The 21678-nt window shown below is 72.7% G+C and carries 21 protein-coding genes; 15 read left to right on the top strand and 6 right to left on the bottom strand.

Annotation, left to right across the window (positions count from 1 at the left end; translation table 11 throughout):
• Window positions 1-191: 191 nt before the first annotated feature.
• Entirely contained in the window at window positions 192-2192 is a 2001-nt protein-coding gene (gene ftsH / locus AC230_RS12970) for an ATP-dependent zinc metalloprotease FtsH (RefSeq protein WP_049716335.1), read from the top strand.
• A 130-nt stretch (window positions 2193-2322) separates the two neighbouring features.
• Entirely contained in the window at window positions 2323-2931 is a 609-nt protein-coding gene (folE, locus tag AC230_RS12965; protein ID WP_049716334.1) for a GTP cyclohydrolase I FolE, read from the top strand.
• Window positions 2932-2944: 13 nt separating this feature from the next.
• Here the strand turns inward: folE and AC230_RS12960 are convergent, their stop codons facing one another.
• Window positions 2945-4057, bottom strand: a complete 1113-nt coding sequence (locus tag AC230_RS12960; protein ID WP_049716333.1) for an alpha/beta hydrolase — start codon at window positions 4055-4057, stop codon at window positions 2945-2947.
• Window positions 4058-4228: 171 nt separating this feature from the next.
• Between AC230_RS12960 and AC230_RS12955 the strand changes: the two genes are divergently transcribed.
• The 6 genes from AC230_RS12955 to AC230_RS12930 all read left to right on the top strand — a co-directional run bounded on the left by AC230_RS12955 (window position 4229) and on the right by AC230_RS12930 (window position 9306).
• A complete protein-coding gene (locus tag AC230_RS12955; RefSeq protein ID WP_198535509.1) occupies window positions 4229-6079 on the top strand; it encodes a phosphatidylglycerol lysyltransferase domain-containing protein in 1851 nt (616 codons plus the stop codon).
• A 79-nt stretch (window positions 6080-6158) separates the two neighbouring features.
• Window positions 6159-7040 (top strand): dihydropteroate synthase, encoded by an 882-nt coding sequence (gene folP, locus AC230_RS12950; RefSeq protein WP_078871208.1) that lies wholly within the window; start codon window positions 6159-6161, stop codon window positions 7038-7040.
• The gene (locus AC230_RS12945) at window positions 7037-7510 is read left to right on the top strand and encodes a nuclear transport factor 2 family protein (RefSeq protein WP_049716330.1); all 474 of its coding nucleotides are present in this window, start codon (window positions 7037-7039) and stop codon (window positions 7508-7510) included. Before folP ends, AC230_RS12945 begins: the two co-directional genes overlap by 4 nt.
• A gap of 293 nt (window positions 7511-7803) precedes the next feature.
• Window positions 7804-8163 (top strand): dihydroneopterin aldolase, encoded by a 360-nt coding sequence (folB, locus tag AC230_RS12940; RefSeq protein ID WP_049716329.1) that lies wholly within the window; start codon window positions 7804-7806, stop codon window positions 8161-8163.
• Window positions 8160-8753: a 2-amino-4-hydroxy-6-hydroxymethyldihydropteridine diphosphokinase gene (gene folK, locus AC230_RS12935; protein ID WP_049716328.1), complete on the top strand. Its 594-nt coding sequence runs from the start codon at window positions 8160-8162 to the stop codon at window positions 8751-8753. Before folB ends, folK begins: the two co-directional genes overlap by 4 nt.
• A gap of 61 nt (window positions 8754-8814) precedes the next feature.
• Window positions 8815-9306, top strand: a complete 492-nt coding sequence (locus AC230_RS12930) for a DUF3180 domain-containing protein (RefSeq protein WP_049716386.1) — start codon at window positions 8815-8817, stop codon at window positions 9304-9306.
• A 103-nt stretch (window positions 9307-9409) separates the two neighbouring features.
• On the opposite strand, the gene AC230_RS12925 is transcribed toward AC230_RS12930, so the two are convergent.
• Window positions 9410-10588 carry an ABC transporter ATP-binding protein gene (locus tag AC230_RS12925; RefSeq protein ID WP_049716385.1) on the bottom strand — a complete coding sequence of 393 codons (1179 nt, stop codon included), beginning with the start codon at window positions 10586-10588 and terminating at the stop codon, window positions 9410-9412.
• Between the two features lie 118 nt (window positions 10589-10706).
• Here AC230_RS12925 and AC230_RS12920 point away from each other — a divergent pair, with 118 nt between their 5' ends.
• From AC230_RS12920 to AC230_RS12905, 4 genes are all read left to right on the top strand, one after another.
• Window positions 10707-11414: an ABC transporter permease gene (locus tag AC230_RS12920; RefSeq protein ID WP_049716327.1), complete on the top strand. Its 708-nt coding sequence runs from the start codon at window positions 10707-10709 to the stop codon at window positions 11412-11414.
• On the top strand, window positions 11405-12157 hold the full coding sequence (locus AC230_RS12915; protein ID WP_049716326.1) for an ABC transporter permease: 753 nt from the start codon (window positions 11405-11407) through the stop codon (window positions 12155-12157). Before AC230_RS12920 ends, AC230_RS12915 begins: the two co-directional genes overlap by 10 nt.
• A complete protein-coding gene (locus AC230_RS12910) occupies window positions 12154-13137 on the top strand; it encodes an ABC transporter substrate-binding protein (RefSeq protein WP_078871205.1) in 984 nt (327 codons plus the stop codon). The genes AC230_RS12915 and AC230_RS12910 overlap by 4 nt, the downstream gene beginning before the upstream one ends.
• A gap of 75 nt (window positions 13138-13212) precedes the next feature.
• Window positions 13213-14319 (top strand): hypothetical protein, encoded by a 1107-nt coding sequence (locus tag AC230_RS12905; RefSeq protein WP_049716325.1) that lies wholly within the window; start codon window positions 13213-13215, stop codon window positions 14317-14319.
• Window positions 14320-14403: 84 nt separating this feature from the next.
• Here the strand turns inward: AC230_RS12905 and AC230_RS12900 are convergent, their stop codons facing one another.
• Both AC230_RS12900 and AC230_RS12895 read right to left on the bottom strand, forming a co-directional pair.
• On the bottom strand, window positions 14404-15546 hold the full coding sequence (locus AC230_RS12900; protein ID WP_049716324.1) for an NADH-quinone oxidoreductase subunit D: 1143 nt from the start codon (window positions 15544-15546) through the stop codon (window positions 14404-14406).
• Window positions 15543-16562: an SAM-dependent methyltransferase gene (locus AC230_RS12895; RefSeq protein ID WP_049716323.1), complete on the bottom strand. Its 1020-nt coding sequence runs from the start codon at window positions 16560-16562 to the stop codon at window positions 15543-15545. Before AC230_RS12895 ends, AC230_RS12900 begins: the two co-directional genes overlap by 4 nt.
• A gap of 121 nt (window positions 16563-16683) precedes the next feature.
• On the opposite strand from AC230_RS12895, the gene AC230_RS12890 reads away from it, so the two are divergent.
• Entirely contained in the window at window positions 16684-17889 is a 1206-nt protein-coding gene (locus AC230_RS12890; RefSeq protein WP_049716383.1) for a sensor histidine kinase, read from the top strand.
• A gap of 51 nt (window positions 17890-17940) precedes the next feature.
• The gene (locus AC230_RS12885) at window positions 17941-18618 is read left to right on the top strand and encodes a response regulator (RefSeq protein ID WP_049716322.1); all 678 of its coding nucleotides are present in this window, start codon (window positions 17941-17943) and stop codon (window positions 18616-18618) included.
• 245 nt (window positions 18619-18863) lie between these two features.
• Here the strand turns inward: AC230_RS12885 and AC230_RS12880 are convergent, their stop codons facing one another.
• Window positions 18864-19721: a LysR family transcriptional regulator gene (locus tag AC230_RS12880; protein WP_049716321.1), complete on the bottom strand. Its 858-nt coding sequence runs from the start codon at window positions 19719-19721 to the stop codon at window positions 18864-18866.
• A 104-nt stretch (window positions 19722-19825) separates the two neighbouring features.
• On the opposite strand from AC230_RS12880, the gene AC230_RS12875 reads away from it, so the two are divergent.
• Window positions 19826-20428 carry a short chain dehydrogenase gene (locus tag AC230_RS12875; protein ID WP_049716320.1) on the top strand — a complete coding sequence of 201 codons (603 nt, stop codon included), beginning with the start codon at window positions 19826-19828 and terminating at the stop codon, window positions 20426-20428.
• A 37-nt stretch (window positions 20429-20465) separates the two neighbouring features.
• Here the strand turns inward: AC230_RS12875 and AC230_RS12870 are convergent, their stop codons facing one another.
• Window positions 20466-21587, bottom strand: a complete 1122-nt coding sequence (locus AC230_RS12870; RefSeq protein ID WP_049716319.1) for a DUF5937 family protein — start codon at window positions 21585-21587, stop codon at window positions 20466-20468.
• Window positions 21588-21678 lie beyond the last annotated feature (91 nt).

The raw sequence follows: 21678 nt of genomic DNA, 5'->3' as shown, positions 1-21678 counted from the left end.
ACGGATTTGTTGACCGTCTGCGGCGTCGTCGGGTGACAATGCTGGGGTACCGTCCGAAGGTCAGTCTTTTCAAGCAGTTCTGAGTCACGTACTGCAAGGTCGAGCAGAACACCGTACGCACAGGCACCCCCGTCCAGGGGGCACCGTGCCTCACTGTGGCAGGAGGGACGGGGCGCTTGCGCCCCGTATGGATGGACGTGAAGCGCTACTTCCGTGGGCCGGTCATGTGGATCGTGCTGGCCGTCCTCGCCGTGGTCGTGTTGATGCAGGTCGTCGGCTCGTCCGGCGGCTACAAGTCGGTGGACACCTCTCAGGTCGTCGCGGCGATCCGCGACCACAAGGTGAAGTCGGCCGAGCTGACGACGGGCGACGAGAACAAGATCAAGATCGAGCTCAAGCCCGGCGAGAAGGTCAAGGGCAGCAGCAAGGTCCAGGCGAACTACATCGGCGACCAGGGCGTGCAGCTGTCCAAGATGCTGCAGGACGAGGTCGACCAGAAGAACAAGGACGTCCTGCCCGAGGGCTACAACGTCGCGACGTCCAAGCAGAACCCCTTCATCGGGGTGCTGCTCTCCCTGCTGCCGTTCGTGCTCATCGTCGTGGTCTTCCTGTTCCTGATGAACCAGATGCAGGGCGGCGGCTCCCGGGTGATGAACTTCGGGAAGTCCAAGGCCAAGCTGATCACCAAGGACACCCCGAAGACCACCTTCGCCGACGTGGCCGGCTCTGACGAGGCCGTCGAGGAGCTCCAGGAGATCAAGGAGTTCCTCCAGGAGCCGGCGAAGTTCCAGGCGGTCGGCGCCAAGATCCCCAAGGGTGTGCTGCTCTACGGTCCGCCCGGCACCGGCAAGACGCTGCTCGCGCGCGCCGTCGCGGGCGAGGCCGGCGTCCCGTTCTACTCGATCTCCGGCTCCGACTTCGTCGAGATGTTCGTCGGTGTGGGCGCCTCCCGGGTCCGTGACCTGTTCGAGCAGGCCAAGGCCAACGCGCCGGCCATCGTCTTCGTCGACGAGATCGACGCCGTCGGCCGGCACCGCGGCGCGGGCCTCGGCGGCGGCCACGACGAGCGCGAGCAGACGCTCAACCAGCTCCTCGTCGAGATGGACGGCTTCGACGTCAAGGGCGGCGTCATCCTGATCGCCGCCACCAACCGGCCCGACATCCTCGACCCGGCGCTGCTGCGCCCGGGCCGCTTCGACCGGCAGATCGCCGTCGACCGCCCCGACATGCAGGGCCGTCTGGAGATCCTCAAGGTCCACCAGAAGGGCAAGCCGGTCGCCCCGGACGTCGACCTCGCGGCCGTCGCCCGCCGTACGCCGGGCTTCACGGGCGCCGACCTGTCGAACGTGCTGAACGAGGCCGCCCTGCTGACGGCCCGCAGCGACCGCAAGCTGATCGACAACCACATGCTGGACGAGGCGATCGACCGCGTGGTGGCCGGCCCGCAGAAGCGGACCCGGATCATGTCGGACAAGGAGAAGAAGATCACCGCGTACCACGAGGGCGGACACGCCCTGGTCGCGGCGGCCTCCCCGAACTCCGACCCGGTCCACAAGATCACGATCCTGTCCCGCGGCCGCGCCCTCGGCTACACGATGGTCCTCCCCGACGAGGACAAGTACTCGACCACGCGCAACGAGATGCTCGACCAGCTCGCCTACATGCTGGGCGGCCGCGCGGCCGAGGAGCTCGTCTTCCACGACCCGACCACGGGCGCCGCGAACGACATCGAGAAGGCCACCGCCACGGCCCGCGCGATGGTCACCCAGTACGGCATGACCGAGCGCCTCGGCGCGATCAAGTTCGGCTCCGACAACTCCGAGCCGTTCCTCGGCCGTGAGATGTCGCACCAGCGCGACTACTCGGAAGAGGTCGCGGCGCTGGTCGACGAAGAGGTCAAGAAGCTCATCGAGACCGCGCACAACGAGGCGTGGGAGATCCTCGTCGAGAACCGCGACATCCTCGACAACCTCGTCCTGGCTCTCCTGGAGAAGGAGACGCTGAACAAGGAGGAGATCGCCGAGATCTTCAAGCACGTCGTGAAGCGCCCGGCCCGCCCGGCCTGGACCGGCTCCTCGCGCCGTACGCCCTCCAGCCGCCCGCCGGTGCTCTCCCCCAAGGAGCTCGCCCCGAGCAACGGCGTGACCGCCGTGGACTCGGTGGAGCTCCCGGAGGACGTCCGCCCCGAGTAACGGTGGTCACGTGGCCCGGAATGGATGCCGCGTCACCCAGGTTCTAGCCTGGGGGGCGCGGCATCGCGCATGTGTACGCGCGTGAGGCCGCCGGCACAGCGCGTACGCACGAGAGAACGAGGGCAACTCCATGATCGATCCGGTCACCCTGGACGGCGAGCGTTCCATCGGGGAATTCGACGAGAAGCGGGCCGTCAACGCCGTTCGCGAGCTGCTGATCGCGGTCGGCGAGGACCCGGACCGGGAGGGTCTGCGGGAGACCCCGGCGCGGGTGGCCCGCGCGTACAAGGAGATATTCGCCGGGCTCTGGCAGGAGCCGGAGGACGTGCTGACCACGACCTTCGACCTGGGGCACGACGAGATGGTGCTGGTCCGCGACATCGAGGTCTACAGCACCTGTGAGCACCACCTGGTGCCGTTCCACGGGGTCGCGCACATCGGCTACATCCCGGCCACCAGCGGGAAGATCACCGGGCTGTCGAAGCTGGCCCGGCTGGTGGACGTCTACGCCCGCCGGCCGCAGGTGCAGGAGCGGCTCACGACGCAGATCGCGGACTCCATGACGGAGATCCTGGAGGCCCGGGGCGTCGTCGTGGTGATCGAGTGCGAGCACATGTGCATGTCCATGCGCGGCATCCGCAAGCCCGGGGCGAAGACGATCACCTCCGCGGTGCGGGGCCAGCTGCGTGACCCCGCGTCCCGCGCGGAGGCGATGAGCCTGATCATGTCCGGCCGCTGAGGCGGCCCGGGGGTCAGGCGCTGAGGCGGCCGCCGATCCACTGGAGCGTGCCGGGGATCTCGCGCCGCCAGGTGTTGAAGTTGTGGCCGCCGCTCTCCAGGATCATCGAGGAGACGCGGGTCGGGTGCTTGGCGGCGAGGTCGATGAACCTCATCGTGTCCTTGTAGTTGTGCTCGCCCTGCTTGCTGCTGGTGACCAGCATCGAGATCTTGGGCAGCGGCTTGTGCTTCAGCCGCCACATCAGGTCGTTCTCCTGCTCCAGCTTCTTGCTGCCGCCGAAGAGGGAGCCGGTCGTCGGGTCCTGCGGGGCCTTGTAGTAGCCGGAGAGGGCGGCCACCGCGCCGTACGCGTTCGGGTGGCGCATGCCGAGCTTGAGCGCGCAGTAGCCGCCGGTCGAGTCGCCGATCATGCCCCAGTTCCGGGCCTCGGTGCCGATCCGGTACTGCTGCGAGAGCGCCTTGCGGAGGTCCTTGACGAAGAAGGTCTCGGTCTGGGGGCCGCCGGGTATGTCCATGCACTCGGTGTCCCGGGGCGGGGCGACGGTCGGCCGCATCATCACGAGGATGGTCGGCTGCATCTTCTTCTCTTTGGCCAGCTTGTGCGCGGTCTGCGGGTAGTGCAGGCCCTTGATCAGCGCCTCGGCGGTGCCCGGGTAGCCGGTCAGGACGACGGAGGCGGGAAAGGTGCGCTTGGCGTACTCCGGCTGGAAGTACTCCGGCGGCAGATAGACGAAGGCCGGGCTGGCGATCTTCGACTGCGGGCCCTGGATGTTGACCTTCTCGATCTGCCCCGCCACGCGCGGCACCGAGGCCCGCGGCACGTTCACCTGCTGGACGCCGACCACCTGGACCTGCTTCCGGCCCGCGCTGTGGTCCACGACCACGCCCTGGTCCTGCTCCTGGCCGAAGAGGTCGGCCCAGGAGGCGTAGAAGCCGAACGAGTAGTTCGCGTAGAGGCCGATGGCGGCGAACAGGGACAGCTGGGTGACGATCAGCATGCCGACCCGGCCGAGGACCGGGCCCACGCCCTTCTTGCCGAGGCGCGGCCAGAGCCACACGGTCAGTGCGAAGAGCACTACCGCGAGCACTGCGGCCAGCAGGAGAACCGTCTTGCTGGTGAGACCCATGAGGTGCTTTCTGCCGAGCGACCCGGCGCCCGGATCGCGGAATGGTTACTTCTTTCCGGGCCCGGCCCCGGCGGAACCTCAGCCCCGAAACCGTCGTCCTACAGGGCGCACATTGTCCGGAGCGGTACGGCCAGATGCCGTATGCCCACTCGACATGGACGACGGGAAGAGATGTCTGTCAGGGAAGATGGCAAAAAGTCCGATGGGGTTCCTTCGGGTTCGAAGTGGCTGTCGGTGCTTGCACGCATGGCCAAGGGCCCGCGGCCCGAGCGTGTGCCCTCCGTCGTCGGCACGGTGGCCGCGGTCATCGGCCTGATGGACATCGCGGCCGGGGTCTTCCCCCGGTTCCGCTTCAGCCGCATCCACGCCCTCGCCGAGGTGCTGCCCGGCGCCGTGACCCAGCTCGCCGCCGCCGCGTCGATCGTCGTCGGCATCCTGCTGCTCATGCTCGCCCACGGCCTCAAGCGTGCCAAGTCGCTCGCCTGGTGGGCCGCGGTGATCGTGCTGCCGGTCGGCGCCGCCGCACACCTCGTCTACCGGCACTCGATCGCCGGCGCGGTCTTCTCGCTGCTGCTCTTCGCCTACCTGGTGCGCCACCGCAACGCCTTCACCGCGCTGCCGGACCCGCGCAGCCGCTGGAAGGCGCTGGCCAACTTCATCGTGATGAGCTGCGCCAGCTTCGGCCTCGGCTGGGTCATCGTCGGCTCCCACCCGGACCAGATGGTCGGCGACCCGCCGGTCCTGGAGCAGGCCGAGCACGTCCTGTGGGGCCTCTTCGGCTTCGAGGGCTCCGTCCGCTACACCGGCGGCGTCGACTACATCGTGGGCTACTCGCTCGGCGCCCTCGGCCTGCTGACCCTGGCCACCACCGCGTTCCTCGCCTTCCGGCCCGCCTACCCCGCGGCCGTCCTCACCGAGGAGGACGAGGACCGGCTGCGCGAGCTGCTCGCCAAGCACGGCGAGCGCGACTCGCTGGGCCACTTCGCGCTGCGCCGCGACAAGAGCGTCGTCTTCTCGCCCTCCGGCAAGGCGGCCGTCTCCTACCGCGTCGTCTCCGGCGTCATGCTCGCCAGCGGCGACCCCATCGGTGACGTCGAGGCCTGGCCGGGCGCCATCGAGAAGTTCATGGAGCTGGCCAAGCGCCACTCCTGGACCCCCGCCGTCAACGGCTGCAGCGAGACCGGCGGCGAGGTCTGGACCCGCGAGACCGGCCTGGACGCCCTGGAGATGGGCGACGAGGCCATCGTCGAGGTCGCGGACTTCAGCCTCAGCGGCCGCTCCATGCGCAACGTCCGCCAGATGGTCAAGCGCATCGAGCGCAACGGCTACACCACCAAGGTCCGCCGCGTCGGCGACCTCACCCCCGAGGAGCTGGAGGTCGTCCAGAAGGCGGCCAACGCCTGGCGGGACACCGAGGAGGAGCGCGGCTTCTCCATGGCCCTGGGCCGCATCGGCGACCCCAAGGACCTGGACGCGATCATCGCCACCGCCCACAAGGAGCCGGAGGAGGGCGAGGACCTGCCCTTCGGCGACCTGCGCGCCATGCAGCACTACGTGCCGTGGGGCAAGGACGGCAGCTCCCTGGAGCTCATGCGCCGCGACCGCAGCGCCGACCCGGGCATGAACGAGCTGCTGATCGTCGCCTTCCTCCAGGCCGCGCCCGAGCTGAAGATCAAGCGCATGTCGCTGAACTTCGCGTTCTTCCGCTCCGCCCTGGAGCGCGGCGGCAAGCTCGGCGCCGGCCCGGTGGTCCGGATCCAGCGCGCGGTGCTGCTGTTCCTGTCGCGCTGGTTCCAGATCGAGTCGCTCTACAAGTTCAACGAGAAGTTCCGGCCCCGCTGGGAGCCGCGCTTCATCGTCTTCCCTAACAGTCGCGACCTGCCGCGCATCGGCTTCGCGATGATGCAGGCCGAGGGCTTCCTGGAGCTGCCGCGGCTGCTGCGCCGCCGCCCGGCGCCGCCGCGGACGGACGACATGGAGAACGAGCGGGTGGAGCAGGCGGAGGTCACGCGCGCCGCGTGACCCCCTGAGCCGTGGGCGGGCCCCCGCCGGACTCGGTCCGGCGGGGGCCCGTCGCGTTCCACGGCCTAGGCTGGTCGGCATGAGGAGCTTGCACGGTCGCGTCGGTCCCGTCGGTCTGCCGGAGTGGGGCCGCTGCGCGGTGATGGGCGTGGTCAACGTCACGCCGGATTCGTTCTCGGACGGCGGCCGCTGGTTCGGCACCGCCGCGGCCGTCAAGCGCGGTCTGGACCTCGTCGCCGGCGGTGCGGACCTGGTGGACGTGGGCGGCGAGTCCACCCGGCCGGGCGCGCTGCGGGTCGACGAGGCCGAGGAGCGCAGGCGGGTGATACCGGTGGTGCGCGAGCTGGCCGGTGAGGGCGTGGTGGTCTCCGTGGACACCATGCGGGCCTCGGTCGCCGAGGCGGCCCTGGAGGCCGGCGCGGGGCTCGTCAACGACGTCAGCGGGGGTCTCGCGGATCCGGCGATGGTGCCGATGGCGGCGCAGGCCCGGGTGCCGTTCGTGGTGATGCACTGGCGCGGTTTCAGCGAGGACATGAACAGCCGGGCGGTCTACTCGGACGTCACCGGCGAGGTCGTCGACGAGCTGCGGCGCCGGGTGGACGCGGTGGTCGCCGGCGGCGTCGAGCCGGACCGGCTGGTGGTGGACCCCGGTCTGGGCTTCGCCAAGAACGCCCAGCACGACCTCGAACTGGTCGCCCGGCTCGGCCTGCTCCGCGCCGAGCTGGGGCTGCCGCTGCTGGTGGCGGCCTCCCGCAAGCGTTTCCTGGGCCGGGTGCTCGCCCGGCAGGACGGTGCCCCGCCGCCGGCCCGCGAGCGCGACGCGGCCACGGCCGCCGTCTCCGCGCTGGCGGCGCGTGAGGGCGCGTGGGCGGTGCGCGTGCACGAGGTGGGCGCGAGCGCGGACGCGGTGCGCGTGGTGCGCGCCGTCGAGCGGGCGGCGGCCGGCGAGGAGGCGGTGTGAGCCGGGCCCGGACGGACGGCGAGCGGGTCGAGGAGGCCAACACGGCGCTGTACGAGGCGGTCGAGCGGGGCGACACCGAGGCCATGAGCCGGCTGTGGCTGGACGACCCGGACACCGAGGTCTCGTGCGTCCACCCGGGCTGGCCGGTGCTGCGCGGCCGGGGCGAGGTGCTCCGCTCGTACGCGCTGATCATGGCGAGCACCGACTACATCCAGTTCTTCCTGACCGACGTCGAGGTGTCGGTGGCCGGTGACACGGCGCTGGTGACCTGCACGGAGAACATCCTCAGCGGCGCCCCGGCGGAGGCCGAGGGCGAGCTGGGGCCGCTGGTGGGGCAGCTGGTCGTGGCGACCAACGCCTTCCGGCGGGTGGGCTCGGAGTGGAAGGTGTGGTCGCACCACGGCTCGCCCGTGCTGGCCGGCCGGGAGGACGAGGAGGAGGGGCCCGAGGGGCCGGGCGCCGCGGCGTGAGGGATTCGTGGCCGTTCGTTCGAGCCGTGCGCCGGGCGGGTATGGGTGCCCTTGCACCGGCCGGACGGACCGCGGGCGCACCCCGGACGGGCCGTCGGACGGGACCGGCCGTCGCCGGTGACCGGTCGCCCGGCACGGACCGGCACGGGCACCCGAGGACGGGTGCTGTCGGTGGTCGCAGGTAGATTCGACGTCGGGCATCCCGGTCGAAGGCCGGGGACGGGAGTTTCGTTCCTCTGCCGCCGCCCCGGCACGGGCGGTGCCCCCATCGACGACCAGCAGGAGTGATTCGTGTGGATCGTGTCGCGCTGCGCGGCCTGAAGGCTCGTGGGCACCACGGGGTCTTCCCGCGAGAACGCGAGGAGGGCCAGACCTTCATCGTGGACCTCGTGCTGGGCCTGGACACCCGGCCCGCCGCCGCCTCCGACGACCTCACGAAGACCGTGCACTACGGCGTGGTCGCCGAGGAGGTCGTGGCCGTCGTGGAGGGCGAGCCGGTCGATCTGATCGAGACGCTCGCCGAGCGGATCGCCCAGCAGTGCCTCAAGCACGACGCCGTCCGGGAGGTCGAGGTCGTCGTGCACAAGCCGGACGCCCCGATCACCGTGCCCTTCGACGACGTGACCGTCACGATCACCCGGAGCCGAGTATGAGCAGCAGCGACCCGACCGTGCAGCCGGTGCCCTCCTCCGTGACGGAGCAGGTGGACGCCGCCGATACGACGCTGAGCAATCCGCAGTGGGCCGTGCTGTCCCTCGGCAGCAACCTGGGCAACCGGCTGGAGACGCTCCAGGGCGCGGTCGACGCCCTGGAGGACACCCCCGGTGTGCGGGTCAAGGCGGTCTCCCCGGTCTACGAGACGGATCCCTGGGGGGTCGATCCGGGCTCCCAGCCCACGTATTTCAACGCGGTCGTGCTGGTGAGGACCACGCTGCCGCCGGCCTCGCTGCTGGAGCGCGGCCATGCGATCGAGGAGGCGTTCGAGCGGGTGCGCGACGAGCGCTGGGGCCCGCGGACGATCGACGTCGACATCGTCACCTACCAGGACGTGGTCTCCGACGACCCGCGGCTCACGTTGCCGCACCCGCGGGCGCACGAGCGTGCCTTCGTGCTGGTTCCGTGGTACGACGTGGATCCGGAGGCGGTTGTTCCGGGGCGCGGTCCGGTGGCCGAGCTGCTGGCCGGACTCGACCGGGCCGGTGTCCGGGCCCGGGCGGACCTGGAACTCCGGCTGCCCGAATAGGCGTTGAGGGTACGGCGTTGAGGGTACGGACGATCAGATGACGACGAGGGGCGACGGCTCGGTGAAGCAACTTCGGATCGGGGTGCTGATCGGCCTGTTCGTCGCGGCCGGGGTGCTCTCGTGGGCCGGTGCCCGGCTGTGGGACGCCTTCGGCACGCTGCCGGGTGTGCCGGTCGCCGCGCCGATCGTCCTCGCGGTCATCGCCGTCGTGCTCTTCGCGACCGCGCTCTCGATCCGGGCCCGGCTGCGGGCCCAGCGCGAGCGCCGGCCCGGCGCGAAGGGCGTCGATCCGCTGCTCGCGGCCCGGGCCGTCGTCTTCGGCCAGGCGAGCGCGCTCGTGGCGGCCCTGGTGTCGGGGGCGTACGGCGGTGTGGGCGTCTTCCTGCTGCTCGACGGGCTGGAGTCGGACGTGCGGCGGGATCAGGCGATCTACGCCGGTGCCTCCGTGCTGGCGGGGGCGTGCGTGGTGGCGGCGGCGTTCTTCATGGAGCGCGTGTGCAAGCTGCCCGAGGACGAGGACGAGGGGCCGCCCACGGCGGGGTCGGCGGCGTAGGGGTCGCTTCCCCGCCCCGCCCTCATCCGTTTGCGCGGGGGCTGCGCCCCTGGGCGCGCGGTGCGCGCCGGGACGCGGGGGCTTCGCCCGGGCGGGGGCGGGATCACCCCTTGGACGACACCGTCCGGAGATCGACGTCGGCCCGTTCCGAGCCGGCCGCGTCCGCGCCGATCGAGCGGCGCAGCGCCTCGTGGAGGCTCGCGGGTGTGAGGACGCCGAGGAAGTGGTCGGCGCGGGAGCCGTCCACGACCGCGATCCACCCCGCGTCGTGCTGCAGCATCGTGCTGAACGCCTGCTTCAGCGAGGCCCCCAGCGGCAGCCAGGCGTCCATGCGGCGGGCCCGGTCGCGGACGGTGCCCGCCCCGCCTCCCGGCCGGGCGATCGCGTCCGCCGCGACCCACCCGTGCAGCCGGTCCGCGTCGTCCAGGACGACCGCCCAGTGGGCGCGCTCGCGGGCGAGCCGCTCGGCCGCCGCGGGGAGCGGGTCGTCGAGGTGGACCACGGGCGGGAGCTCCAGGTCGCCCCGCTCGATGGGGGTGACGGACAGCCGTTTCAGGCCCCGGTCGGCCCCGACGAAGTCCGCGACGTACGGCGTGGCCGGCGCGCCCAGCACCGCCGTCGGCGCGTCGAACTGCTCGATGCGCCCGTGCCCGTAGACCGCGATGCGGTCCCCGAGCCGGACGGCCTCCTCGATGTCGTGGGTGACGAAGAGGACCGTCTTGCGCACCTGCGACTGGAGGCGCAGGAACTCGTTCTGCAGGTGCTCGCGGACCACCGGGTCGACCGCGCCGAAGGGCTCGTCCATGAGGAGCACCGGCGGGTCGGCGGCCAGGGCCCGGGCGACGCCGACGCGCTGGCGCTGGCCGCCGGAGAGCTGGCCGGGGTAGCGGTCGCCGTGGACGGCGGGGTCGAGGCCGACCAGCTCCAGCAGCTCCGCCGCCCGCGCCCGGGCCTTCTTGCGCGGCCAGCCGAGGAGGTGCGGGACGGTCGCGGTGTTGTCGAGCACCGTCCGGTGCGGGAACAGGCCGACCTGCTGGATCACGTAGCCGATGCGGCGGCGCAGGGCGACCGGGTCACCCTCCGCGATGTCCTCCCCGTCCAGCAGGATCCGGCCGCTCGTCGGCTCCTCGAGGCGGTTGACCATCTTCATGGTCGTCGTCTTCCCGCAGCCCGACGGCCCGACGAGGGTGACGATCTCACCCTCGGCGACCTCGAAGGACAGGTCGTCCACGGCGGTCGTGCCGTCGGCCCAGCGCTTGGTCACGTGCTCGAAACGGATCACGTCGTCCATTGTGCGGGTCGGGTGTGACAGGCGCGGGTCCGCCCGCGGGCGATTGTCAGTGGCCGGGGTTAGGGTCGCTGGTGACCGTCGGTGAAGGCCCAGGGGGAGGTGAGCGCACATGGCGGGGGAGACCGGCAACTGCCTGATCCGCAACGACTGGATCTGCGCCGAGTACGTGCGCACCAGAGGACAGGAGCTGACGGACGCGACGCTCCAGCACGTCGGCATCACGGTGGTGTCCGTGGCCGTCGGCCTGCTGATCGCCTTTCCGCTGGCGCTGGCCGCGCGCCGGCGGCGGGGGGTGGCGGGCCCGGTGCTCGGGCTGACGACGGTGCTCTACACGGTTCCGTCGCTGGCGATGTTCTCGCTGCTGGTGCCGGTCTTCGGGCTGTCGGCGGCGGTCGTGGTCACCGGGCTGGTGCTCTATTCGCTCACGATCCTCGTGCGCAACATCCTGGCCGGTCTGGCCGCGGTGCCCGAGGAGGCCCGGGAGGCGGCGCGGGGCATGGGCTACGGCCCGGTGCGGCTGCTGCTCACGGTGGAGCTCCCGCTCGCCCTGCCCGCGGTGATGGCCGGCGTGCGCATCGCCACGGTGTCCACCGTGTCGCTCACCACGGTGGGCGCGCTCACCGGCTACGGCGGCCTGGGCAACCTCATCTACGAGGGACTGCACAGCATCTTCAAGGCCGAGGTCCTCACCGCGTCCGTGCTGTGCGTCCTGCTGGCCGTCGTGGCCGACATGCTGCTGCTGGGCCTCCAGCGGCTGCTGACGCCGTGGACGAGGGCCGGCCGGAAGCGGAAGGCGGCGGTCGCCCGATGGACGTGATCTCCCGCACCTGGGCGTGGCTGGCCACGGGGGCGCACTGGTCCGGCCCGGACGGGGTGTGGCACCGGCTCGCCGAGCACCTGGAGCTCACCGCGGTCTGCCTGGCCCTCTCGTGCGCCGTCGCCCTGCCCCTGGCCGTCGTCCTGGGCCACACCGGCCGTGGCGGCGCCCTCGCGGTCAACCTGTCCAACGCGGGCCGGGCGGTGCCCACCTTCGCGGTGCTGGTGCTGCTCACCCTGGGGCCGCTGGGGGCGTACGAGCCGTGGCCGACCGTCCTGGCCCTCGTGCTCTTCGCGATACCCCCGCTGCTGACCAACGCCTATGTGGGCATGCGGGAGGTCGACCGCGACGTCGTCGAGGCGGCCCGGGGCATGGGCATGTCGGGCCGTCAGGTGGTCGGCCGGGTCGAACTCCCGCTGGCGCTGCCGTTGGTGATGACCGGGGTGCGGTCCGCCGCCGTCCAGGTGGTGGCCACCGTCTCCATCGCCGCGATGGTGGGCGGCGGCGGCCTCGGCCGGATCATCACGGCGGGGTTCCGGCTCACCGACACGGCGCAGGTGGTCGCCGGGGCGCTGCTCGTGGCCGCGCTGGCGCTGCTGGTCGAGGGCGTGTTCGTGGCCCTGGAGCGGTGGCTGGGCCGGGCGCGGCGGCGCCGCGGTCCGGTGGCCCCGGGCCCCGGGCCGGGGCCGGAGGAGTCCGCCGAGCGCACGTCACCCGTCCCGAACGAATGGAGCGCCGTATGACCGGCACCGTCCCGCGCCGTCCGCGCACCGCCCGCACCGTCCTGGGGCTGGCGGGAGCCGCCACCCTGACGGCCGGTCTGGCGGGCTGCGCCGGGGACAGCCTGGAGAAGTCCGGCGGGGGAGGAGGTTCGGCCGCCTCCGGCCGGGGAACGCTGGTGATCGGTTCCGCCTCGTTCACCGAGTCGAAGGTGCTCGCTGAAATATACGCGGGGCTGTTGAAGGACGCCGGATATTCCACCTCGATCAAGACCGTGGACGCCCGTGAGCTGTATGAACCGGCGCTGGAGAAGGGGCAGATCGATGTCGTGCCGGAGTATGCGGCCACCCTCGCCGAATTTCTGAACAAGAAGCAGAACGGGAAGGACGCGCCGCCCGTCGCCTCCGCCGACCCGGCCGTCACGGTGAAGGCCCTGCGGAAACTCGCCGAACCGCGCGGGCTCGCGGTGCTCGACCCCGGCCGCGCCGTCGACCAGAACGCCTTCGCCGTGACCGCGGACTTCGCCGAGGAACACCAGCTCACGACGCTTTCCGACCTCGGGAGGGCGAAGGAGCCGGTGCGGCTGGCGGCGGGTGACGAATGCCGTGCGCGGCCCTTCTGCGCACCGGGGCTGCGGAGCGTCTACGGCATCGACGTCACCGCGATAGACCCGCTGGAGGTGGGCAGCACCCAGGCCAAACAGGCGGTCAGGAACGGCAAGGACCAGATGGTCCTGACGACCACGACGGACGGCACGCTGGAGCAGTTCGGTCTGGTCGTGCTCGACGACGACAAGAACTTGCAGAACTCCGACAACGTGTTGCCGGTGGTGAATGCGCGGAAGGCCGGTTCGCGGCAGGTCGTGGAAGCGCTCGGCAAACTCAACAAGGTGCTGACCACGGACGACCTCACCGATCTCAACAAGAAGGTGGACGCCGAGCGGCTCAAGCCGGCGGATGTCGCCGCGCGGTACCTCAAGGAGAAGCGACTGCTGAGGAAGTAGGGACAACATAAGATCAAGGGAACGGTTTGGTGGTCGGGTCACACTTTCGAGGCGACGCACGGTAAGTTTCTGGCCATGCCACGAGGACGCCACCGCCATTCCACTTCCCTGCACCGGCTTCTTCCCCCCTCTCTGGTCGCCGCGACGTCCGTCGCCTGCGCGGCCGGCGCCTGGACCGTGGGCGAACCGCTCGTCATACGCGGCCTGGCCGCCGGGGCGGCCGCCGCGGCGGTGGTCGGGTCGGTCCTGATGCGCCGTTGGGACCGGTCCGCCGGCAAGCAGGTGGCCCGGCTCACCGCGGCCCGTACGCGGGACGAGTGGAAGACGGACGAGCGCCTCGCCGAGCTGGAGACGGACCTGGAGGAGACCCGCCAGGCCCGCACCCGGCTGGAGGCCAAACTGCGCGGCAAGCGCGCCGAGTTGGCGCGGCTGCGCACGGAGCACGCGGATCTGCTGCGGCGGTACGCGACGGCGGAGACGGGGCGGGCGCGCCTGCTGGAATCCGCGGCGTCGGGGGCCGCCGGGGCGGACGCGGACGGGGCCTCGTCCGCGTCCGGTGCCCGGCCCGCGCTCGCGGCCGGGGTGCCGCGGGTCGCCAAGGCGCTGGAGTCGGCGATGCAGGCGCGGGCCGAGCGGCGGGTGTCGCCGGAGGCGTATCGCAAGGCGGCCGAGGCGCTGGAGCATTTGGGACGGCGTGAGGCGGAGCCGGCGGAGACGCCGCAGGCGTCGCAGGCACCGGAGGCGCCGGAGGCCGCGGAGACCGTGGAGGCCCCCTCGACCCCCTCGGCCCCTTCGGCCGCCGAGGCCGTCGAGGCTGCTGAGGCCGCCGCTCCGGCCGCTGAAGAGAAGCCGATCGCTCCGGCCGCGCCGATCGCTCCGGCCGCGCCCGCGGCCACCGCCACGTCCGCCGAAGTGGTGCCGGCCGCGGCCTCGGCGCCGCCGGCCGGAGCCCTGCCCGTGCGGCAGCCGTCGGTGCCGGTGCCGCGGCAGCAGGGCGGCTTCGACTTCTTCGGGAACGCGAAGGGGAAGCCGGCGGCGAAGGCGGAGCCCCCGACGCCCGTCGAGGAGCAGGATCTCGCCGATGTCGTCGGCGAGGAGGCCCTCGCGGAGCGGGTCATCGACCTGACGGCGCACGACGAGACGGAGCAGATCGACGTGGCGGAGCTGCGCAGCGCGATCTAGAACTCGCGGGAGGGGGTGGGAGGCTCGCGCCCCCTCCCCGTCCTTTCACCGCCCCTCCCCGGGGCAACCCCCGTCCCCCGGCGGCTACTTGTCGATGTCGCCGACCACGAAGAACATCGAGCCCAGGATCGCCACCATGTCGGCGACCAGCGTGCCGGGCAGCAGCTCGGTCAGGGCCTGGATGTTGTTGAAGGAGGCGGAGCGGAGTTTGAGGCGGTAGGGGGTCTTCTCGCCCTTGGAGACGAGGTAGTAGCCGTTGAGGCCGAGGGGGTTCTCGGTCCAGGTGTAGGTGGCGCCCTCGGGGGCCTTGAGGACCTTGGGGAGGCGCTGGTTGACCGGGCCGGGAGGCAGGTCGGCAAGGCGGTCGAGGCACGCCGTGGCCAGGGCGAGCGAGTTGTGGGTCTGGGCCAGGAGGCACTCGAAGCGGGCCAGGCAGTCGCCCTCCTCGCGGGTGACGACCTCCAGGACGTCGCCGAGTTCGCCGTAGGCCAGGTACGGCTCGTCGCGGCGCAGGTCGAAGTCGACGCCCGAGGCCCGCGCGATGGGGCCGCTCACGCCGTACGCGTGCACCGTCTCCGGGGAGAGGACGCCGACGCCCCGGGTGCGCCCGCGGAAGATCTCGTTGCCGAGGACCAGGCGGTCGTGGACGTCCATGCGGGAGCGGACCTCGGCCACCGCCGAGCGGGCCCGGTCCAGCCAGCCGGCGGGAAGGTCCTCCTTCAGGCCGCCGACGCGGTTGAACATGTAGTGTATCCGGCCGCCGGAGACCTCCTCCAGCACCCGCTGGAGCACCTCGCGCTCGCGGAAGGCGTGGAAGACCGGGGTGATGCCGCCCAGTTCGAGGGGGTAGGAGCCGAGGAACATCAGGTGGTTGAGCACCCGGTTCAGCTCGGCCAGCAGCGTGCGCAGCCACACCGCCCGCTCGGGCACCTCCATGCCCAGCATCCGCTCGACGGCCATGACGACGCCGAGCTCGTTGGAGAAGGCGGAGAGCCAGTCGTGCCGGTTGGCGAGCATGACGATCTGCCGGTAGTCGCGCGCCTCGAAGAGCTTCTCGGCGCCCCGGTGCATGTAACCGATCACGGGCTCGGCGCTGCGCACGCGCTCGCCGTCGAGGACGAGGCGCAGCCGCAGCACCCCGTGGGTGGAGGGGTGCTGAGGGCCGATGTTGAGCACCATGTCGGTGCTCTCCGCCGCGCCGCCGATGCCGACCGTCGTCTCCGTCATGGGAACAGTTTCTCAGCCGGCGGCAGCAGGTCCGCGCACTCGTCCCCCACCGGCTGGAGCAGCCAGCCGAAGGAGCCGAGGCCGCCGGGGGCGGTCAGCTCGCCCGCCTCGCCGGCCGTGCCCAGGGCCCGGACGTACGCGGCGGGGTCGGCCGAGGCGAGGGAGAGCGGCGGGCGGCCGCCGTCCACGCCGAGGGCGCGCAGGGCGTCCCGCTGGGTCGTCAGCCGGGCGCCCGGCCCGGCGCACGCGTCGAGCGCGACGTGCGCGGTGATGTCGCACGAGCCGTCCGGCACGGGCCGCACCTCGCGGCCCTCGCGGAAGCCGGTCAGGGTGCCGAAGGGCGGGCGGGAGCCGCGTTCGTGCGCGTAGTCGACGGCCACGGCGAGGCCGGCCCGCAGGGTGCCGACCGCCGCGGCCCACGCCTCGTCCCGCGTCCGCCCGATCTCCGCCCGGGTGCCGGGCGGGGCGTCCCGCACCGGCCACCAGCGGGCGAGCCACGCGGCGTCGGCGCCGGAGACGGGGTCGCCGGGCAGCTCCTCGCCGTCCTCCTGGACGAGCACCTGCCGCGGCGTCCCCGCGCCGTCGGTCTCGACGACGTCGAGCGGGACGTTGTCGAGCCACTCGTTGGCGAAGAGCAGGCCGGTCACCCCTTCGGGTGGTGCGTCCTGCCACCGGATCCGCTCGTCGAGGCCGGCCGGGCGGGCGGCGCGCTCGACGGCGTACGGGCGCAGCCGCGCGGCCAGTCCGGGCGGGCAGTGCGCGAGGACGCCGGTGACCAGCTCGCCGCGGCCCGCGCCGAGGTCGGTGAAGGTCAGCTCCGGGGGGTGGCCGAGGGCGTCGTCGACGCGGCGGAGCAGTTCGGCGACGGCGCCCGCGTAGAGCGGGGAGGCGTGGACGGAGGTGCGGAAGTGGCCCGCGGGGCCCTCGGGGCGGTGGTAGAAGCCGCCCGGGCCGTACAGGGCGGCCTCCGCCGCCGCCCGCCAGGTGCGCGTCCCGGGAGTCGTACCGGATGTCATGTGCCCACGCTAAGCGCCCCCGGCGGTGCCGGAGCCTCCACCTTGCGGAGTAGGCGCGGTGGGGCGGGATCGATCGCCGGGCGGACCCCGGCGGGCGTCATGCGTGCCTACGCTGGGTGACGTGCACCGCCTCTACGACTTCCTCCGCAGACACCCCACAGGTGTGGACAGCTTCTGGGCCGTGTTGCTGCTGGGGCTGTGCGCCCTCACGGTGTCCGAGGAGCCGACGGCCACGGCGGCCCACCGGATCGCCGTCGTCGTGATCTCGCTCGCCCTGTGCCTGGTGCTCGCGCTGCGGCGGCGGTGGCCCGAGAAGATGCTGCTGCTGGCGGCGGCCGCGGGGCTGGCGCAGCTCGCGCTGGACGTCCAGTTCAACGTCTACGACATCCCGATGCTGGTCGTCGTCTACACGGCCGCCTCCGGGACCACCCGCTGGGCGTCCCGGTTCGCCCTGGTCGGCGGGCTGGCGGCGCCGTTCCTGTACTGGTGGCGCTGGCCGGACGTGACCAGCGACAACCTCACGCACGAGATCCTCAATCACGCCTTCGGGGCCCTGCCGTTCCTCCTCGCCTGGGTCCTCGGCGACCGGATGCGCACCCGCCGGGCCTACTGGGCCCAGCTGGAGGAGCGCGCCGAGCGGCTGGAGAAGGAGCGCGAGCAGCAGTCGAAGATGGCGGTCGCCGCGGAGCGCGCCCGCATCGCCCGCGAACTGCACGACGTCGTCGCGCACAACGTGTCCGTCATGGTCGTGCAGGCCGACGGCGCCGCGTACGTCATGGACTCCTCGCCCGAGACGGCCCGGCAGGCGCTGGAGACGATCTCCGGCACCGGGCGGCAGGCCCTCGCCGAGATGCGCCGCCTGCTGGGCGTGCTGCGCTCGGAGGAGGGCGCCCCGGCCGGCGGCGAGTACGTCCCGCAGCCGGACGTGGAGCAGATCGAGGAGCTCGTGGAGCAGGTGCGCGGGGCCGGGCTGCCGGTCGAGTACAAGATCGAGGGCAGCGCCCGGCCGCTGCCCAGCGGGGTGGAGCTGACCGCCTACCGGATCGTCCAGGAGGCGCTCACCAACACCCGCAAGCACGGCGGTCCGGACGCCGGCGCCCGCGTGCGGCTCACCTACTTCGACGACGGGCTCGGGCTGCTCGTCGAGGACGACGGCCGGGGCGCGCAGCACGAGCTCTACGAGTCGGGCGGCGCGGACGGGATGGGGCACGGCCTCATCGGGATGCGCGAGCGGGTCGGCATGGTCGGGGGCACGCTGGATGCGGGGCCGCGGCCGGGTGGTGGCTTCCGCATCAGTGTGCTGTTGCCGGCGAAGCCGGGGCGTTGACCCCGCTTGCCGCGCTTACGTTTCTGTGGATGTGTGGAAAGGGACTCTTGCATGGCGATCCGCGTGATGCTCGTCGACGACCAGGCGCTCCTGCGCACCGGTTTCCGCATGGTGCTGGCGGCCCAGCCGGACATGGAGGTCGTCGCCGAGGCGGGGGACGGCGCGGAGGCGCTGGAGGTGGTGGCCACGACGGCGGTGGACGTCGTGCTGATGGACGTCCGCATGCCGCGGCTGGACGGGGTCGAGGCGACGCGGCGCATCTGCGCCCGGGAGGACGCGCCCAAGGTGCTCATCCTGACCACCTTCGACCTGGACGAGTACGCCTTCTCCGCGCTGAAGGTCGGGGCGAGCGGCTTCATGCTCAAGGACGTGCCGCCGACGGAGCTGCTCGGCGCGATCCGCGCCGTCCACAGCGGGGACGCGGTCGTGGCCCCGAGCACGACGCGGCGGCTCCTCGACCGCTTCACCCCCATGCTGCCGGGCGCCGCCCCGTCGGCCGCCGCCGACGACCGGATCGGGCGGCTGACCGACCGGGAGCGGGAGGTGATGCTTCTGGTGGCCCAGGGGCTCTCGAACGGGGAGATCGCGGGGCGGCTGGTGCTGTCGGAGGCGACCGTGAAGACCCATGTGGGGCGGATCCTGACGAAGTTGGGGTTGCGGGATCGGGTGCAGGTGGTCGTGCTGGCGTACGAGAGCGGGCTCGTCCGGGCGGGCGGCGCCGGCCTGTAGGCCCGGCCCCCTGCCCCTGCCCCACCCCAACCCTCTTCCACAGGGGGCTCCAACCCTCTTCCACAGGGCGCTCCGCCCCTGCGCGACCCTGACGGGTGGCCGCGGCGCGCGGTCCCGGCGCGCGAGCCCGGCGCGCGAGCCCGTGTTCCGCGCGAAGGCGGGGCTCCGCCCCTGCACCCCGCCGGGGGCTGCGCCCCTGGGCCCCGCTTGGGGAAGCGTGCTCCGGTCCGTGCGTCGGGGTTGGGCTACGGGGTGGCCGCCAGGCGTCGTACCGCTGCCAGGAAGGCGTCCGTGCCGGGGTGCGTGGGGTGCGCGGGGTAGGCGAGGTGCACCGCCACGGCGGGGGCGTCCACGACGGGGACGTAGCGCACACCGGGGTGCGCATGACTCTCGACCGTCCCCGCCGACGCGACACCGACCGCCTCGCCGGTGCAGATCGCCCCGAGCCACTCGTCCACGTTCCGCACCTCCAGCAGGCGGCGCGGCCGCCGCTCCGAGGGCCACAGGTCGGGGCTTGCGGTGCTCAAGTCGCGGCAGAGGACGAGGGTTTCGCCGGTCAGGTCGGCGAGCGCGAGACGGTCGCGGGCGGCGAGGGGGTGGTCGTCGGGGAGGGCGGCGAGGCGGTCCTCCCAGTAGAGGGCCTCGGTCCGGATGCGCGGATCGCCGGGGAGGGTGCGGATCACCGCCACGTCCACGTCCCCGGCGGCCAGCCCGGCGCTGCGGTTGTCGCGCCGGCGCAACTCCAGTGGAACATGCGGGTGTTCGCGCCGCCAGGACCGCAGCAGCGGGACGGTGCGCCGGCCCAGGACGGCGCAGTTGTAGCCGACGCGCAGCGGCCGCGAGACCGCGGCGGTGTCGGCGAGCGCCGCGTCGAGGTGGGCGAGGATGGCTCGGCCGTGGTCGTGCAGGGTGCGCCCGGCGGGGGTGAGGGCCAGCCGGCGGGACGAGCGGTCCACGAGCCGGACCCCGACGCGGTGTTCGAGCTGGGCGAGGGTGCGGGAGAGCGCGGGCTGTGTCATGTGCAGCGCACCGGCCGCGGCGGTGATGGTGCCCAGGTCGGCTATGGCGACGAGGGCCTTGAGGTGGCGCAGTTCCACATCCATGCGTGCGGAGCATAGTGACTGACCAGACGGCATTTCCGCGGGAGGAGCCGGCTCCGTACGGTCGGGTGGGAACGCCCCAGCAGATCCGCAGAAAGGCTCCCGCCATGAAGATCCTCCTCGTCGGCGCGTCCGGCACCCTCGGCAGCGCGGTCGCCCAGGCGCTGGACGCGCGCGGCCACGAGCTCGTCACCGTCGGCCGCGGCAGCGGCGACGTCCGGCTCGACGTCTCCGACCCGCAGGCCGTCGGCCGCCTCTACGAGCGCGTGACCGGCCTGGACGCGGTGGCCGTCGCCGGCGGCGAGGCGGTCTTCAAGCCGCTGGACGCGCTGAGCGGGGACGACTTCACGGCGACGCTGCGGACCAAGGCGCTCAGCCAGATCGAACTCGTCCGGCAGGGCGCCCGGCACCTCGCGCCGAACGGTTCCTTCACCCTCGTCACCGGGATCCTCTCGGAGGAGCCGGTGGCCGGAGGGGCGGCGGCGTCGGCCGCCAACGGCGCGGTCGAGGCGTTCGTCCGCGCCGCCGCGATCGAACTGGCGCCGCGGCGCGTCAACGCGGTCAGCCCGACCCTGCTGACGGAGTCGGTGGAGGCGTACGGCGACATCTTCGCGGGCTACGAGCCCGTACCGGCGGCGTCGGCGGCGGCCGCGTACGTCCGCTCGGTCGAGGGGCGGCACACGGGGCGGGTCTACCGGGTCGGATTCTGACCGGCCGCTCCCGGCTGCGCCCGGCCGCCAACGGCCGCTAACGGAGCACGCCCTCCAGGAAGTCGCTCCCCAGCCGGGCCACCACCGTCAGGTCCAGCTGGTGGAGCACGTAGCGGCCGCGGCGCCGGGTGGTGAGCAGGCCCGCCTTCTTCAGCACCGCGAGGTGCCGGGACGCCTCCGGCGCGCTGATGCCGTGCTCGGTGGCCAGCTCGCCGGTCGTGCAGGCGCTGCGTGCCAGCCAGCGGCACATGCGCAGCCGCATCGGGTGGGCCAGGGCCTCCATGCGCAGCTTGATCAGGTCCAGCGAGGCCGGCTCGGGCAGGCCGGGCGTCGCGACGGGGTAGTGGATCACCGGCCGCCAGCCCGGCGCGGACAGGACGAGCAGGTGGGGCCAGCCCAGGGAGGACGGGACGAGCGTGATGCCGGGGCCCACCGCGGGATCGAGCGCCGTGGTCCGGCCGGAGGTCAGCTTGTCGACGGTGATGCGGGTCCCGCGGTCGTCCACCGACACCGCGGGCGACACCTCGGCCAGCGCCTCGCGCAGCCCGCGCCGGCGCAGCACCTCCGTCTTGTGCCGGGCGTCCGTCGCGAGCTGGACGCCGACCCGGCGCCAGACGTCCCCGAAGAACGCCTGCTCGCAGTCCTCCATCAGGCGCCGCACCCAGGCCCGTACGCCGGGCGGGTCCTCCAGCAGCCGGCGGGCGAAGACCACGTTCCGCGGGCCGCGGGCCGCGGCGCGCTCCAGGGTGAGGGCGCGGGAGCGCGCGTCGTGCAGCGGCGAGCCGATGGAGGCGTCCGCGTAGTAGCCGGAACAGGAGACGTCGAGGGCCGCCTCGACGAACCGCTCGTCGTCCAGCCGGTCGAGCATGTCGAGTTCGTCCGTGAGCGTGGTGCCCGCCCGGCCCTCGGCCGACGGCAGGGCCGCCAGCGGCAGGAAGATGTCGGAGAAGACCGGCCCCCACAGGAAGTCCGCCTCGCACAGCCGGTCGGCGAGGTCGGGCTTGAGCCCCGCGGCCGTCGCCGTCACCCAGCCGTGCAGCCCGGGGTGGTGCGAGGGCTCGGCGAGCACGTGCAGGGCGTGGCCCAGCTCGGCCAGGGGCGACGCGGCGAACAGGACACGCTCAGGCGGCAGGCCCGCGATGTCGATCGTCACGCTCATGCGTCTCATTCTCCGTGCCCCGCCGCCCCGGTGATGATCATTTGACGGTCCTCGTCAATCCATGGGCAGGGGGTGCCGCGCGGGGCGCACG

Source organism: Streptomyces caatingaensis, from assembly GCF_001187435.1.
In the GTDB taxonomy this organism is placed as follows: Bacteria; Actinomycetota; Actinomycetes; order Streptomycetales; family Streptomycetaceae; genus Streptomyces; species Streptomyces caatingaensis.
This window is presented reverse-complemented; position numbering and strand designations above follow the sequence as displayed.

What these genes read in the sequence shown, in the direction of transcription:
- AC230_RS12875 (WP_049716320.1), top strand. Translation starts at nt 19,826, where the DNA reads ATGAAGATCCTCCTCGTCGGCGCGTCCGGCACCCTCGGCAGCGCGGTC.
- AC230_RS12870 (WP_049716319.1), bottom strand. Translation starts at nt 21,587, where the DNA reads ATGAGCGTGACGATCGACATCGCGGGCCTGCCGCCTGAGCGTGTCCTG.
- AC230_RS12880 (WP_049716321.1), bottom strand. Translation starts at nt 19,721, where the DNA reads ATGGATGTGGAACTGCGCCACCTCAAGGCCCTCGTCGCCATAGCCGAC.
- folK (WP_049716328.1), top strand. Translation starts at nt 8,160, where the DNA reads ATGAGCAGCAGCGACCCGACCGTGCAGCCGGTGCCCTCCTCCGTGACG.
- AC230_RS12960 (WP_049716333.1), bottom strand. Translation starts at nt 4,057, where the DNA reads ATGGGTCTCACCAGCAAGACGGTTCTCCTGCTGGCCGCAGTGCTCGCG.
- ftsH (WP_049716335.1), top strand. Translation starts at nt 192, where the DNA reads ATGGACGTGAAGCGCTACTTCCGTGGGCCGGTCATGTGGATCGTGCTG.
- AC230_RS12920 (WP_049716327.1), top strand. Translation starts at nt 10,707, where the DNA reads ATGGCGGGGGAGACCGGCAACTGCCTGATCCGCAACGACTGGATCTGC.
- AC230_RS12895 (WP_049716323.1), bottom strand. Translation starts at nt 16,562, where the DNA reads ATGACATCCGGTACGACTCCCGGGACGCGCACCTGGCGGGCGGCGGCG.
- folP (WP_078871208.1), top strand. Translation starts at nt 6,159, where the DNA reads ATGAGGAGCTTGCACGGTCGCGTCGGTCCCGTCGGTCTGCCGGAGTGG.
- AC230_RS12900 (WP_049716324.1), bottom strand. Translation starts at nt 15,546, where the DNA reads ATGACGGAGACGACGGTCGGCATCGGCGGCGCGGCGGAGAGCACCGAC.
- folE (WP_049716334.1), top strand. Translation starts at nt 2,323, where the DNA reads ATGATCGATCCGGTCACCCTGGACGGCGAGCGTTCCATCGGGGAATTC.
- AC230_RS12905 (WP_049716325.1), top strand. Translation starts at nt 13,213, where the DNA reads ATGCCACGAGGACGCCACCGCCATTCCACTTCCCTGCACCGGCTTCTT.
- AC230_RS12885 (WP_049716322.1), top strand. Translation starts at nt 17,941, where the DNA reads ATGGCGATCCGCGTGATGCTCGTCGACGACCAGGCGCTCCTGCGCACC.
- AC230_RS12910 (WP_078871205.1), top strand. Translation starts at nt 12,154, where the DNA reads ATGACCGGCACCGTCCCGCGCCGTCCGCGCACCGCCCGCACCGTCCTG.
- AC230_RS12955 (WP_198535509.1), top strand. Translation starts at nt 4,229, where the DNA reads ATGTCTGTCAGGGAAGATGGCAAAAAGTCCGATGGGGTTCCTTCGGGT.
- AC230_RS12915 (WP_049716326.1), top strand. Translation starts at nt 11,405, where the DNA reads ATGGACGTGATCTCCCGCACCTGGGCGTGGCTGGCCACGGGGGCGCAC.